Origin of the sequence: Confluentibacter sediminis, from assembly GCF_003258355.1 — a bacterium.
Classification (GTDB): Bacteria; Bacteroidota; Bacteroidia; order Flavobacteriales; family Flavobacteriaceae; genus Confluentibacter; species Confluentibacter sediminis.
In genome coordinates this window covers 85,733-99,438 of sequence record NZ_QKPO01000011.1, presented here as the reverse complement: position 1 = coordinate 99,438, position 13,706 = coordinate 85,733, and the positions used below count along the sequence as shown (strand labels likewise).

Genomic DNA, 13,706 nt, shown 5'->3' with positions numbered 1-13,706 from the left:
AATTGTATCTTTGCATTCAAATTTACAAAATATGACCAAAAACGTTCGTGTGCGTTTTGCACCAAGTCCAACGGGACCACTTCATATTGGAGGTGTACGCACTGCTTTATTCAATTATTTATTTGCAAAAAAACATCAGGGCACTTTTATTCTTAGAATTGAAGATACCGATCAAAACCGTTATGTGGAAGGAGCCGAACAATATATAATTGATTCATTAAACTGGTGCGGCATTCCATTTGACGAAGGTCCAGGGAAAAACGAAAAATTTGGTCCCTACAGGCAAAGTGAACGTAAACATTTGTATAAAAAATATGCAGAACAATTAATTGCTTCTGGCAATGCTTATTATGCTTTTGATACTGCCGATGTTCTTGATTTTCACAGAAAAGACCATGAAGAAAAAGGTAAAACCTTTATTTATAATTGGCATAATCGTTTAAAATTAAGTAATTCCTTATCACTAAGCGCCTCTGAGACCAAAGCTAAATTAGATGCTGGTGAAGATTATGTCATTCGTTTTAAATCGCCTCAAGATGAGATTTTATATTTAAAAGATATCATTCGTGGCGACATCCAAATTGATACCAATATTTTAGATGATAAAGTGCTGTTTAAAAGTGATGGCATGCCAACCTATCATTTAGCAAATATTGTTGATGACCATTTAATGGAAATCTCCCATGTTATTCGTGGGGAAGAATGGTTGCCATCCTTAGCATTACATTATCAATTATATAAAGCATTTGGTTGGCAAGCTCCAGAATTTGCTCATTTACCCTTAATTCTAAAACCTACTGGTAGTGGGAAATTAAGCAAGCGTGATGGTGATAAATTAGGCTTTCCGGTGTTTCCTTTACAATGGGAAGACCCAAAAACGCATGATATTTCCAGAGGCTATAAAGAAGACGGTTATTTTCCTGAAGCTATGATAAACTTCTTAGCTTTTTTAGGTTGGAACCCAGGAACAGAGCAAGAGATTTTCAGTCTAGATGCATTGATTTCTGTTTTCGATTTAGAACGCGTTAATAAATCTGGAGCACGGTTTGATCCTGAAAAAATCAAATGGTTTAACCACCATTATATGCAAAAGCAAAATGATTTAGATCTTGCCGAAACCTTTATGTCTGAATATAATCAATTAACAGATATTGATGTCCATTATGTAGCTCTTGTAGTGGGTCTTGTAAAAGAACGCGCAACGTTTATTAGTGATCTGTGGGACTTGAGCTTTTACTTTTTTCAAGCGCCAAAAGCTTATGATGAAAAAGCCATGCAAAAAGCATTTAACGGAGAAACTCCAGAACTAATGATTGAATTGGTTACTATAATACAAAGAGTAAGTGATTTTACAGTGGCAAATCTCCAAACGGATATTAAAGCTTGGATAACTAATAAAAATATTGGTTTTGGAAAAGTAATGATGCCTTTACGACTAGCTTTGGTAGGCTCCTTACAAGGACCAGATCTTTTTGAAATTATGTTCATGATAGGCAAAATTGAAACTGTAGAGAGAATTGAAAGGGCAATAGGAGTCTTGTAATCAATGTACCAATTAGTATAGTTGGTCTTTCAAAAATTCCAATACTATTCTAGTTAAGGGGCTTTTCTTTTGGCAAAACTTATTGTAACAAAACATATTGTTATAGCTACTAATAGTAAAGGGTATTAATAATACATTTTGTATTAAATGCTCAAAATATAAGATAATTTTTGTATCTTAATTTCCTAACTATTATTAATAATATAGACATGTCTGAATTTATTTTTCTTCCGTTTATTTTCTTTGGATTGATTATTCTAATCTCTTCATTTTTTACGGTTAAACAGCAATCTGCTGCTATTATTGAACGCTTTGGCAAGTTCCAAAGTATCCGCCAATCTGGTTTACATTTGAAAATTCCTTTAGTTGATAGAATTGCTGGCAGGCTTAGTTTAAAAATTACACAACTCGATGTTATTGTTGAAACCAAAACTAAAGATGATGTGTTTGTTAAATTAAAAGTCTCTGTTCAATTTAAAGTTATAAAAGATAAAGTTGAGGACGCTTTTTACAAACTAGATTATCCCCACGATCAAATTACAAGTTATGTATTTGATGTGGTGCGTGCTGAAGTACCAAAAATGATTTTAGATGATGTGTTCTTGAAAAAAGATGATATTGCGATAGCAGTAAAATCGGAATTAAATGATGCCATGCTAGATTATGGTTATGACATTATCAAAACATTAGTTACCGATATTGACCCAGATGCCCAAGTAAAAGAAGCGATGAATAGAATTAATGCGGCAGACAGAGAAAAAACAGCTGCCCAATATGAAGGTGATGCGGCACGTATTTTAATCGTGGAAAAGGCAAAAGCTGAAGCTGAAAGCAAACGTTTACAAGGACAAGGTATAGCCGATCAACGCCGTGAAATTGCCCGTGGTTTAGAGGAGTCTGTACAGGTTTTAAATAAAGTGGGTATTAACTCGCAAGAAGCCTCTGCTTTAATTGTGGTAACACAACATTATGATACGCTTCAATCTATAGGTCAACATACTAATAGCAATTTAATTTTATTACCAAATTCACCGCAAGCAGGCAGTAATATGTTAAATGATATGCTTGCAAGTTTTACTGCAAGTAATCAAATTGGTGAAGCCATGAAAGAAGCGAAAGAAAAAAAGAAAGAAGAATAATTACTTTTTTCAGGAAATTTTTATAAAAAACCCTCATAATTATGAGGGTTTTTTATGCTCTTCTTCATAATTATCAATTAAAGAATTCAGACTATTTAAATAATCCTCTAAATCTTTTTTATGTATTTTCGAATCATGATTGTTTTTAGGTAATGTTATTCTGGTTTCATCTAAATACTTCTGAAGTTCAGGATAGTCCTCTTCAATTTCTCTTACTCGATCACTTATTTTAGTCAATAATTTTTGTGTTATTTCATCCATATTAAAAAATGTTTAATCATAAATTTACATTAAATCGGAGACTTATCAAAAATAATGATACTAAAAGCTTGTTAAACTTCGTCTTTAAAAGGATGTCTCACCTCCCACTTTTGGGTTGGATCCATAAACTTAAAAAGTTGCTTTAAGATACTGTTTAAAAAATCATTGCTGTGTTTTACATAAACTTCCATAGGTTTAGGAATGGCACCCACAGAGCTCTTTATTTCCATAGCCGTTCTGGCAAATACTACTGTTTGAAACTTATTTTCAATAGCAAATTTCACCATATCGTACAACATGTTTAAATACAATTGATTTGGGTATTGATGTATCTCATCATAACCTAAAAAATAAGTTTCTAATTCATTTCTGTTTAAAATTAAGGTATAAAAACCAATTAACTCTTCATTTAAATAAAAACCAAAAAGCTTAAAGTTTTCTTTTAATTCTAGTTTTAGATTATAGAAATGGTTGTCTGGTAGAAAAAACGTATTAAACTTGGCATTGTTTGATACATTTAAATATAGTGTATGAAGTCTTTGTGATTGGCTTTTTATCCCTTCTAAATCCAGTTCGATGGGCTTAATGGTATCTAATTTATTCTTAGCCCTTTTATACCTGTCTCTGTACTTTTTATTAAAACTCTTAATATAATCGTTATTTGAAACCCAATTTGCCCTTATAGACATCATCATATTCGGTTGAACAGATACTTTGCTGAATTTATTTTTTTCAAATAGAGCATGCTCATTAAGAATCACATCCTCTTCAAAATAATCCTTAAACATAATGGCTCTTATCTTTTTTTGTTGATTTTCTTTAATTTGTTTTCTTAAATCATCTAAAGCTAAAAAAATCAAGTTCAAACATTCCTGTAGAGGCATTCTATCAGAATTAAAAAAAACACCATGTTGCCCAGTATGTGTTAGATTTCCAACAACTAATATGTTCCCCTTTACCACTTTGGAAATAATATTTTGGAAAAAGTCTTTTAAACAGGATACCTTAGTTAATCTAAACATATCTTTTAAGTACAACTGAACGCGTTGAATAATTGCGACACCTGCTAATTCATTGTCATTAAAAATCCCAACATAAAACAATTGAATGTTATTTGGTGAGGCATTTTCCAAAGCTTTCAAATATGCCGTTTGTAGCAATATATCATGTTTCACAACACGATCCCAAACCATGGGAAGCTCTTTATAAGAATAATAAATGCGATATGTTTTCAATAGAAAAAGAAAAAGACTGAAGTTATAATACCTCAGTCTTTGTTTATGTTAAATAATTACAAAATATTATTTCCAGCCACAAATAATGCCCCCCATGAGTCCTAAAGTAATCATCCAGTATCCTACATTTATAAAAATGTATTTAGCACTTTTATGTTCAAATACGGCATTGGTTCCTAATATTGGTAATATAATAAAAATACCCGCTAAAACACCATGAAACACACCATGTTTAAACGTTCTAAAGGCATCTCCATAAACATCTAGAAACGCATCATAGGCAGGTAATACCCCTAATTCGCCTTGGGCCAAACTATAAACGCCCATTTGATGTACAACAATGGCTGGCATAGCAGATGCCAATATGAAAGCAAACACTATGGCCAGTCCAAATATTTTAAACATATTCCCTGTTTTTAATTTTTCTTCGGTTAAACCAGCTGCATGCATCCAGACAGTTCCAAAAACTTTTGGGTTATACCAAATAAAACCGACAACTAATGGCATTAGTGCGGCCACTATAATTGCCATGGGGTTAATAAAATCCATAATAGTTAGTTATTAAGTAGGCTATAAATATAATAAATTAAAAAATATAACTTACTGTTTTTTAATAGTATATAAATAAAATTTACACTAATTGTGCTTCCTTTTTTAATAAGTCATTTTCATCTACCAAAGCCTTTTCTATAAATTCATTAATCTCAGAATTTGTTTGTAAACCACCTTTAAGTAATACATCTAAAGCAATGGTTACGGCAATTCGTGTTCCTACTTTTTTAGCTGCCGTATTGAACAATGGTTGTAACTCTTCATAACTAATATTTTTAGCTAGTTCTTGAATGTCGGCTTTTGCTTTTTGTTGTTTTTCTTCCGGTAAATTTGTGTATTTTTTACCTAATTGCTGTATAACATCAATCGCTTTTCTTTGGGATTGAGATGAATTATTTTGCGGTTTATTTTGATTTACTTTTTCAACAGGTTTTTGCTTTTCCCAAGAATCTCTCAATCCAACTGTTTTATTAAATATCAATTGTTCTTCAGTGGAATCTTTATCGACACTAAAATATCCAATACGTTGAAACTGAAACCGCTCTCCTACTCTAGCGTCTTTTAAACTTGGCTCAACAAATGCATCAATCAACTTTAATGAATTAGGATTTAAAAATTCCATAAAGTCTTTATCTGGATGGCTATCGGGTGCTTCGTCCATAAACAATCTATCATATTCTCTAACTTTAGCCTTTATAGCATGTTTAATAGATACCCAATGCAGTGTGCCTTTTACTTTTTTGGAAGTGTCTTCCGAATAGGTGCAATGAATTTCAGTAATATTACCTTTTGCATCTTTTGTAACGCTTTCAGCTTTTATAATGTAGGCGTTTTTAAGTCGTACCTCTCCCCCTAGCTTTAATCTAAAAAAATTGTTTGCAGCTTCTTCTTTAAAATCGTCCTTTTCAATATATAATGCTCTAGAAAATGGTACTTTTCTGTATCCTGCAGAATCATCTTCTTGATTATTTTCTGCTTCTAACCATTCTTCTTTATCTTCTGGATAATTAGTAATAATCAGTTTTACTGGGTCTAAAACTGCCATCACTCTGGGTGCTGTTTTGTTTAAATCTTCACGGATACAAAACTCTAACAATGATACTTCAATAACATTATCCCTTTTGGCAACACCTACGGTTTCTACAAACTTTCTTAAAGAGTTTGGGGTATAGCCTCTACGGCGTAATCCAGATATGGTTGGCATACGGGGATCGTCCCAACCTGTTACAATATTATCTTCTACCAACTTGAGCAACTTACGTTTACTCATAATGGTATAACTTAAATTTAAACGGGCAAACTCACGTTGTTTTGGCTTAAGCTTCTTCTCATCAATAATTTGTTCTAAAAACCAATTATAAAGCTCTCGGTGGGCTTTAAATTCTAACGAGCATAGGGAATGTGATATTTGCTCAATATAATCGCTTTCACCATGTGTCCAATCGTACATCGGGTAAATACACCAATCATCTCCTGTTCTATGGTGATGCTTTTTTAAGATACGATACATAATAGGATCGCGCATCAACATATTCGGGTGTTGCATGTCAATTTTTGCGCGTAAAATATGGGCGCCCTCTTCAAACTCACCCTTTTTCATACGTTCAAACAAATCAAGATTTTCTGCTACGCTTCTATTCCTATAAGGCCCATCAACCCCTGGCTGCGTTGGCGTTCCTTTCTGTTCTGCCATAGCTTCACTCGATTGCGAATCGACATAAGCCTTTCCTTGTTTAATAAACATAACAGCCCAATCGTAAAGCTGTTGGAAATAATCTGATGAAAATAATTCTTTATCCCAAGAATACCCTAGCCAAGAAACATCCTCTTTTATGGCATCTACATATTCTTGTTCTTCTTTAGCAGGATTTGTATCATCAAAACGAAGATTTACTGGTGCATTATATTTTTCGCCTAGGCCAAAACTTATCCCAATAGCCTTTGTATGGCCTATATGTAAATAACCGTTTGGCTCAGGTGGAAACCTAAAACGCAGCTTGCTTTTTGGCAACCCGTTTGCTAAATCGTTTTCTATAATTTGCTCTAAAAAATTAAGTGATTTTTTATCTTCAGACATAAATCTTTATAGTGGTTATTTTCTAATTAAAAGAAACTAATCGTATTAAACAAAAAAATATCATGCAAAATTAGGTAATTTTGGTGAGTAAAAAATAGTTATATGGGAATAATAAAAGTTGAAAATATTCGTGTTTTTGCTCACCACGGTTGCTTAAAAGAAGAAACCAAAATAGGCAGTGATTATCGTGTGGATTTAAAAGTTGAAGCCAACTTACAAACTTCTGCAAAAACGGATAAACTTATTGATACGGTTGATTATGTGCTATTAAACCGAATTATTAAAGAAGAAATGAACAAGCCGTCTTATTTACTTGAAACGGTTTGCAGGCGTATATTGGACAGAATTTTTATTGAAGATAGATTGGTTAAAAAAGCAACTGTTTGGGTTAGTAAATTAAATCCTCCTATTGGCGGTGATGTAGAATGTGTGACAATAAAAATGACAGATAAGCGTAAAAAATAATTTTTAGTCTTAAATAGTCTTAATTTTTTTTACATTTGCACCTCAATAAGGGTGTCGTGGCCGAGTGGCTAGGCTCAGCTCTGCAAAAGCTGCTACAGCGGTTCGAATCCGCTCGACACCTCAAAAAGCTTTCAGTTATTCTGGAAGCTTTTTTATTTTAAATCAATCTATTGATATTTTATAGCTTAGTTTGATTTCTCTCATAACGAATGTGGTATGTATGCTTCCAAAGTTTTTAATAGAACCTAGACTATTTAACACGAAGTCTTGATACTGCCTCATATCATTTACCATAACTTTTAATAAAAATTGTAATCTCCAGAGGTATTATAACATTCGGTTACTTCACTTAGCGATTTAATCCTTCAAATGATCTTCTTTATACAATCAAGTATTGGATATGTCATTTAATGTAGGTTGTATTCCAAAGAGATACCATCAAATTAAAGAAACAGAAAACAAATTAGATCTGTATTTTTAGATGGCACGTGGCATTCAAAAAATGGCTTTGATGTGACCATTTAGAAACCATTTCAGAAACTATCTTATTAAAATTAGAAGTAAAAAAATTGCCATACATAACAACGGATTCCTTTACCATCTGACAATGGTCTTGTGTTAGAAATGACCAACCAAGATCTACCATCTGTAAACAAATTGTTTTAGCTATACGAAACGAGGTAATCGATTTAGAAAATGCTGGCTTAAAAATTATACAGATAGATGAACCACTAGAAGGCTTACCACTTAGAAAAGAACAACGGAAAGATTATTTAGACTGAGCTTAGAATCATTTAAAATTTCTTCGTGCGGTGTTCCAGATAGCAGTCAAATTCATACACATATGTGTTATTCTGAATTTAACGATATTATTGAAAGTGTTACCGCTTTAGATGCCGACATTATAACGATTGAAACGTCTCGTTCAGAAATGGAATTATTAAATGCTTTTGTTGATTTTCAATATCCCAATGAAATTGGTCCTGACATATATGATACTCATTCACTAAGAGTTCCTTCTAGGGAGGAAATGGCATTTTTATTAACAAAGGCAAGTAATTTACTTCCTATTTAACATATTTGGGTTAATCCTTATTATGATATAAAACAAGGGGTTGGCCAGAAACAAAAATAGCATTAATCCATTTGGTCCATACTGCTAAAAAACTAAGAGCCTCTTTGAAAGTTTATATTTATAGTTAAAATACCAGACTAACACATGAATTAGTCTGGTATTTGCTTTTAAAATTCATTATCTTCTTGAATTAATTCTCTCAATCCTCTCCTTTAACATTTCTTTTTCCTTAGGAAAAAATCCTTGAGCCAAAAGCAATAGACCAAAACCTAAAATAACCAACGCTATTATTTTTTTTGTTTTAAAAATAAGCCTAGGGGTCAATCTATTTTTCAATTTTTTAGCAATGGTAATTTTAATTAAATCAACTAAAAAATAAACAATTAAAATAGTGCTTAAAAACACCACGACGCCATCTTTAGAGTGGGTTATAGTATTGGCTATTACAATAAAAGCTACCCAGCCTAATAGAACCCCAATATTTATAAAATTGAGTAAAAACCCTTTTAAAAATAGTTTTCCATATTTTTTTTGAATGTCTACCTTATGATATTCTTTAACAATATCTCTAAACGATTTAGATGTTTTTATGAATGAAATAACACCATAAACAAATAATAGAACCCCTCCAAAAATTAAAAAATTTGGATCGTCTTTAATTTTTTCAAGTAGTTTACTGGTACTAAAAAATGCTACCAAAATAAAAATCACATCCGCCAGCATAACGCCACAATCAAAAATTAAGGCACTTTTAAATCCTTTGGTTGCACTTGTTTCTAGAAGAACGAAAAAAACAGGCCCAATAGTAAACGCCAAGATGATACCAAAAGGAACCGCTGATAAAATATCATTAAACATATCTACGAGAGGGTTTATTGCAAAGAAAAGAAAAAAGGCGTGCTAAACCAAAAACACGCCTTTTAAACTCAAACTAAATAAATTACTAAACTAATTTTTACTTTTATTTTTGAAAATGTACCTATTCATTTTTTGCTTCCATTACAAAACCAGATTCTAAAACCGTTTGAGAACTACCGCCAACAAACACTTTAAACTCTCCCGGTTCTAATACAAATTCTCCCGCATTGTCAAAAAATCCTAATGCATCTTTTGTAAGATTGAAATGGATTGTTTTTTCTTGATTGGGTTTTAATTCTACTATTTCAAATCCTTTTAGTTCTTTAACAGGTCTTGTAACATTTGCTAACACATCTCTTATATAGAGTTGTACAACTTCTTTTCCTGTAACTTTTCCAGTGTTCTTTAAAGTAAAAGTAACGTCAACATTTTCTTCTGAAACTTTATTTACAATCAGGTTACTATACATAAAGGAGGTGTAGCTTAAACCATAGCCAAACGGATACAATGGGGTATTGCTTTCATCTGTAAAATGCGACCAAAACACCTCATTTGGTGCGGGTAATACGGGTCTACCCGTATTTTTATAATTGTAATAAATTGGTATTTGACCCACGCTTCTAGGAAATGTCATTGGTAATTTTCCGCTAGGATTATAATCGCCATATAAAACTTGAGCTATAGCATGACCGCTTTGAGTGCCTAATTGCCAAGCTTCAACAATAGCAGGAACGTGTGCATCTGCCCATGTAATTGTTAAAGGCCGCCCATTATTTAATACTAAAACAATGTTTTTATTGACTTTATATATAGCTTCTAAAAGGTCTTGTTGCACGCCAGGTAAACCTAAGTCTGCACGACTACGAGCTTCTCCAGTATGGAAACCGTGTTCACCTAATACCATTACAACAACATCGGCATTTTTTGCTGTTTGAATGGCCTCTGTAAAACCGCTTTTATCTGTTGTATTAATTTGTAATTCTATAGCAAATTCGGTCTTACCAAGGGTTAAATCAGCTCCTTTTGAATACGTAATTGTGTTTCCTGAATACTTTTGAAGTCCTTCTAAAACCGATACGGCAGTACTGTCCTTTGCTGCAATTCTCCAACTTCCTAAAGGACTGTTTTTATCTGAAGCTAACGCACCAATTAAAGCTATTCTTTGACCTTCTTTTTTAAGCGGCAAAAGGTTGTTTTCGTTTTTAAGAAGCACAATGGATTTCTTAGCCATATCTAACACAGCTTCTTGTATTTCCTGACTCCCCGTGACTTCTTTTTCAATGGCTTCGTTGCAATATTTATAGGGATCATCAAATAACCCCAGCTCAAATTTCACTTTTAAAATACGTTTTACTGCATCATCTATTAAAGATTCTTTTACCTTGCCTTCTCTTACTAAATTAGCCAATTCATCTACGTAAGCATACGATTCCATATCCATATCTGAACCTGCAATAATCGATAATTCGGCCGCCTGCTTTTTATCTTTTGCATAACCATGAGCAATCATTTCATTCATAGATCCCCAATCTGAAACTACAAAACCATCATAATTCCATTTGTCTTTTAAAATATCGCGTTGCAAATAAGAGTTTCCTGTTGCAGGAATACCATTTAACTCATTAAACGAATTCATAAAAGTTTTAACTCCAGCTTCAGCTGCTGCTTTAAATGGGGGGAAAACAATATTATTAAGCGTTGATGTTCCCACATCTACGGTATTGTAATCTCTACCCGCTTCTGCAAAACCATATCCTGCCCAATGTTTAGCGCATGCAGCAATGGTTTCCGGTGATGATAAATCGTCTCCTTGAAAGCCTTTAACGCGTGCCGTTGCAATTTTAGATCCCAAATACGGGTCTTCTCCAGCACCTTCCATAACGCGACCCCAACGTGCATCTCTAGAGATATCTACCATGGGTGCAAAGGTCCAGTTAATTCCTGCTGCTGCTGCCTCTTTTGCAGCTACTTGAGCCGATTTTTTTATGGCCTCTAAGTCCCAGCTGGCCGCTTCCGCTAATGGTATAGGGCTTAATGTTTCGTATCCATGGATAACATCAAAACCTATAATTAACGGAATACCTAACCTTGTTTCCTCAACCGCTATTTTTTGAACTGCTCTGACTTCTTTTACACCTCTAACATTAAGCATAGAGCCCACGTATCCTTTTTTTAAATGTTCATATTTCTTTGCCGCATCGCCATCGGAAGGTTTTGGGCCCGTAACATCCCAAAAGCCATTGTATTGATTCATTTGACCTATTTTCTCTTCTAAGGTCATTTTAGAAAGTAATTCGGCTACTTTGGAATCTATTGAATTTGTTGTGTTTTTACCTAAATTATTCTGTGAATTTTCTTTGCAAGACACATTAATAATTAATAAAATAATAAGTAAAAAATATAGGTTCTTTTTCTTCATGTTATTGATATACTTTTATGTAATCTATCTCCATAACAGACTCTGTAAAATTTGGATCTATAGAAAACCAGCTGCCTCCCATGGCAACATTTAATATTAAAAATTGTGGGGCATTGTAAGGCCATGTATTACTGTTTCTAACAGTAGGGTTATAACTATATTTTAAATTTCCATCTATAATAAAGTTTAATTCGCTCTCTGTCCACTCTAAACTATATACATGAAATTCTGAATCATAATCGTTTATTGTCGTTTCTCCAACTTTAGTGTTTGGACACCCTCCTGAACATGACGGCGTGTGTGTAGCACTAGATATAACCGATGGATTATACCCCCAATGCTCCATAATATCTATTTCTCCACATTTTGGCCAACCAACGGCATCAATATTAGCTCCTAACATCCAGATGGCTGGCCATGTACCAGATCCGCTTGGGAGCTTTGCTCTAACGTCTACTCGTCCATAGGTAAAATCGAATTTTCCTTTAGTTAACAGTCTAGCGGATGTGTATTCAGACCCCTCATAGTTTTCCTTTTTAGCTATTATTTTTAACACCCCGTTTTCAACTTTTACATTATCCGATCTGTTGGTATAATATTCTTTCTCTCCATTTCCCCACCCACAATTGTTTGGACAACCGTTTCCTAAATCGTAACCCCATTTTGAAGCATCTGGTGCTCCATCAGTATTGAATTCATCAGACCAAATTAATTGTGGATCACTTTCGGCAACAAAAACAGCTACTTTTTTAAAATCGCTGGTACTATGCCCTGTACTGGAATAGGCAAATACAGTGATAACATAGTCATTCAGCCCTTCGGTTGAGCATGTATAATTAAATTCACCATTCGTACTTGTTATTTCTGAATCACTACCTACTTTAAAACCATAAGAAACAGCATCTACCGCTGTAGCTTTACAGGTGATATTACCAGAACCATCTCCATTTGGATGAGTGCTGTTTGCACCTGAAATATTTATTGTTAACGATAAGTTTTTTGGAATTATGTCTTGTGGTTGTTCAATGATTTCAGGATCATTGCCTCCTCCAGAACATGATAGGAGGAACACAAATACAATATGGAACATATATAGCATCTTTTTTAACATTTTTCTTTTTAATTTTTATTTTGAAATAGGGAGTATGATGTGCGTACCCCCTATTTATATCTTTTTATTCTATTCGGGGATTAACCTAAACCACCAATCAAATTCACCATTGCCATCGGTAGTACGAAGAATCATTTCGTCTGCAGAACGACTAAATATTTGATAACTATGGTTCCCTCCAATATAATACCCAATAAATCCGATACCTGTTAAACTTAAAGTTTCAACACCTCCTGGAGCCGTTAAAGACCATTGGGCAGTATACGAACCAAATGTATATTGTTCTATATCCGCACCATTTGCAGTACCTCCTGATCCACCTAATTCATTTATTAGTGGATCGCGTCCAAATACAAAACCGTCTGCGCCTACATCATGTGTAAATGTTCCATCTACGTTAAACGTATATCTATCATCATACATTCCAGAATTCGCCTTATCTCCTGGTGCTGCTCCATAATATTCAAATTCTGTGGCACCACCTACTGGACCTAAGCCAAAATGTTTGTTTACGTCAGAAGCAATTTTCCAAGTTCTTGAACTATCAGAAGTAAGCATAGTGAGTAAATCTGCTGGTGCTTCATATAATGCCAATACTTCCACTTCAATCGTTTTACTGGATGACGCGCCCCCTGTTCCAAAAGCAACCACAGTAACTGCATAGGTATTGGTACCAAGAGTTGTAAATGTGTGTGATGCACTGCCAGATTTTTGAAGCTTTGTTTGACCTTGAACTACAAATTGGTAAGCTGTAGCATTATCTGCTTTAGCCGATAATTTAATTTCACCACTTCCCAATCCTGGTGCAGGAGATTCTGTATCGTTATCAATATAAGTAACGGTTACTTCTATGTTTGAAGGCGCGACGATATCGCCAATGGACAGATTGTCTTCTTGACAGCTTGTAAATGATAAAACTGCTATTAATAAGACACGTACTATATTAATTGTTTTTTTCATCGTTATAAATT

Annotated in this window: 12 protein-coding genes, 1 tRNA gene and 2 pseudogenes; 6 read left to right on the top strand and 9 right to left on the bottom strand. The window is 33.7% G+C overall.

All coding sequences use genetic code 11. From position 1 onward, the window contains the following. Positions 1–31 precede the first annotated feature (31 nt). Positions 32–1,543 carry a glutamate--tRNA ligase gene (gltX, locus tag DKT72_RS10640; RefSeq protein WP_111308722.1) on the top strand — a complete coding sequence of 504 codons (1,512 nt, stop codon included), beginning with the start codon at positions 32–34 and terminating at the stop codon, positions 1,541–1,543. 209 nt (positions 1,544–1,752) lie between these two features. Further along, positions 1,753–2,682 carry an SPFH domain-containing protein gene (locus tag DKT72_RS10635; RefSeq protein ID WP_111308721.1) on the top strand — a complete coding sequence of 310 codons (930 nt, stop codon included), beginning with the start codon at positions 1,753–1,755 and terminating at the stop codon, positions 2,680–2,682. Positions 2,683–2,721: 39 nt separating this feature from the next. Here DKT72_RS10635 and DKT72_RS10630 read toward each other — a convergent pair whose 3' ends face one another. The 4 genes from DKT72_RS10630 to DKT72_RS10615 all read right to left on the bottom strand — a co-directional run bounded on the left by DKT72_RS10630 (position 2,722) and on the right by DKT72_RS10615 (position 6,807). Further along, positions 2,722–2,943, bottom strand: coding sequence for a hypothetical protein (locus DKT72_RS10630; RefSeq protein ID WP_111308720.1), 222 nt, complete (start codon positions 2,941–2,943; stop codon positions 2,722–2,724). Positions 2,944–3,014: 71 nt separating this feature from the next. Next, a complete protein-coding gene (locus DKT72_RS10625; protein ID WP_235841693.1) occupies positions 3,015–4,178 on the bottom strand; it encodes a GNAT family N-acetyltransferase in 1,164 nt (387 codons plus the stop codon). Between the two features lie 66 nt (positions 4,179–4,244). Next, positions 4,245–4,727 (bottom strand): DUF1761 domain-containing protein, encoded by a 483-nt coding sequence (locus DKT72_RS10620; RefSeq protein ID WP_111308718.1) that lies wholly within the window; start codon positions 4,725–4,727, stop codon positions 4,245–4,247. An 82-nt stretch (positions 4,728–4,809) separates the two neighbouring features. Further along, complete coding sequence (locus tag DKT72_RS10615) at positions 4,810–6,807, bottom strand: glutamine--tRNA ligase/YqeY domain fusion protein (RefSeq protein ID WP_111308717.1); 1,998 nt, start codon at positions 6,805–6,807, stop codon at positions 4,810–4,812. A gap of 102 nt (positions 6,808–6,909) precedes the next feature. Here DKT72_RS10615 and folB point away from each other — a divergent pair, with 102 nt between their 5' ends. Next, positions 6,910–7,272, top strand: a complete 363-nt coding sequence (gene folB, locus DKT72_RS10610; protein WP_111308716.1) for a dihydroneopterin aldolase — start codon at positions 6,910–6,912, stop codon at positions 7,270–7,272. Between the two features lie 50 nt (positions 7,273–7,322). Further along, positions 7,323–7,393 (top strand) — tRNA-Cys (locus DKT72_RS10605). 41 nt (positions 7,394–7,434) lie between these two features. Here DKT72_RS10605 and DKT72_RS18670 read toward each other — a convergent pair. Beyond that, positions 7,435–7,554, bottom strand: coding sequence for an Lrp/AsnC ligand binding domain-containing protein (locus tag DKT72_RS18670; RefSeq protein WP_317048435.1), 120 nt, complete (start codon positions 7,552–7,554; stop codon positions 7,435–7,437). 106 nt (positions 7,555–7,660) lie between these two features. On the opposite strand from DKT72_RS18670, the pseudogene DKT72_RS18730 reads away from it, so the two are divergent. Together DKT72_RS18730 and DKT72_RS10585 are read left to right on the top strand one after the other, a co-directional pair. Continuing rightward, positions 7,661–7,753: pseudogene (locus DKT72_RS18730) on the top strand (hypothetical protein); the annotation flags it as partial. 124 nt (positions 7,754–7,877) lie between these two features. Then, a pseudogene (locus DKT72_RS10585) lies at positions 7,878–8,475 on the top strand (5-methyltetrahydropteroyltriglutamate--homocysteine S-methyltransferase); the annotation flags it as partial. A 49-nt stretch (positions 8,476–8,524) separates the two neighbouring features. Here the strand turns inward: DKT72_RS10585 and DKT72_RS10580 are convergent. From DKT72_RS10580 to DKT72_RS10565, 4 genes are all read right to left on the bottom strand, one after another. Then, a complete protein-coding gene (locus DKT72_RS10580; protein WP_111308713.1) occupies positions 8,525–9,205 on the bottom strand; it encodes a LysE family translocator in 681 nt (226 codons plus the stop codon). A gap of 121 nt (positions 9,206–9,326) precedes the next feature. Next, positions 9,327–11,624: a beta-glucosidase BglX gene (bglX, locus tag DKT72_RS10575; RefSeq protein WP_111308712.1), complete on the bottom strand. Its 2,298-nt coding sequence runs from the start codon at positions 11,622–11,624 to the stop codon at positions 9,327–9,329. A gap of 1 nt (position 11,625) precedes the next feature. After that, a complete protein-coding gene (locus tag DKT72_RS10570) occupies positions 11,626–12,714 on the bottom strand; it encodes a glycoside hydrolase family 16 protein (RefSeq protein WP_235841692.1) in 1,089 nt (362 codons plus the stop codon). A 90-nt stretch (positions 12,715–12,804) separates the two neighbouring features. After that, positions 12,805–13,695 carry a ricin-type beta-trefoil lectin domain protein gene (locus tag DKT72_RS10565; RefSeq protein WP_111308710.1) on the bottom strand — a complete coding sequence of 297 codons (891 nt, stop codon included), beginning with the start codon at positions 13,693–13,695 and terminating at the stop codon, positions 12,805–12,807. Between the last annotated feature and the right edge of the window lie 11 nt (positions 13,696–13,706).

Bases quoted from the DNA above. Each gene is read 5' to 3' on its own strand.
- gltX (WP_111308722.1), top strand. From the start codon at position 32: ATGACCAAAAACGTTCGTGTGCGTTTTGCACCAAGTCCAACGGGACCA.
- DKT72_RS10635 (WP_111308721.1), top strand. From the start codon at position 1,753: ATGTCTGAATTTATTTTTCTTCCGTTTATTTTCTTTGGATTGATTATT.
- DKT72_RS10630 (WP_111308720.1), bottom strand. From the start codon at position 2,943: ATGGATGAAATAACACAAAAATTATTGACTAAAATAAGTGATCGAGTA.
- DKT72_RS10620 (WP_111308718.1), bottom strand. From the start codon at position 4,727: ATGGATTTTATTAACCCCATGGCAATTATAGTGGCCGCACTAATGCCA.
- DKT72_RS10615 (WP_111308717.1), bottom strand. From the start codon at position 6,807: ATGTCTGAAGATAAAAAATCACTTAATTTTTTAGAGCAAATTATAGAA.
- folB (WP_111308716.1), top strand. From the start codon at position 6,910: ATGGGAATAATAAAAGTTGAAAATATTCGTGTTTTTGCTCACCACGGT.
- DKT72_RS18670 (WP_317048435.1), bottom strand. From the start codon at position 7,554: ATGAGGCAGTATCAAGACTTCGTGTTAAATAGTCTAGGTTCTATTAAA.
- DKT72_RS10580 (WP_111308713.1), bottom strand. From the start codon at position 9,205: ATGTTTAATGATATTTTATCAGCGGTTCCTTTTGGTATCATCTTGGCG.
- bglX (WP_111308712.1), bottom strand. From the start codon at position 11,624: ATGAAGAAAAAGAACCTATATTTTTTACTTATTATTTTATTAATTATT.
- DKT72_RS10570 (WP_235841692.1), bottom strand. From the start codon at position 12,714: ATGTTCCATATTGTATTTGTGTTCCTCCTATCATGTTCTGGAGGAGGC.
- DKT72_RS10565 (WP_111308710.1), bottom strand. From the start codon at position 13,695: ATGAAAAAAACAATTAATATAGTACGTGTCTTATTAATAGCAGTTTTA.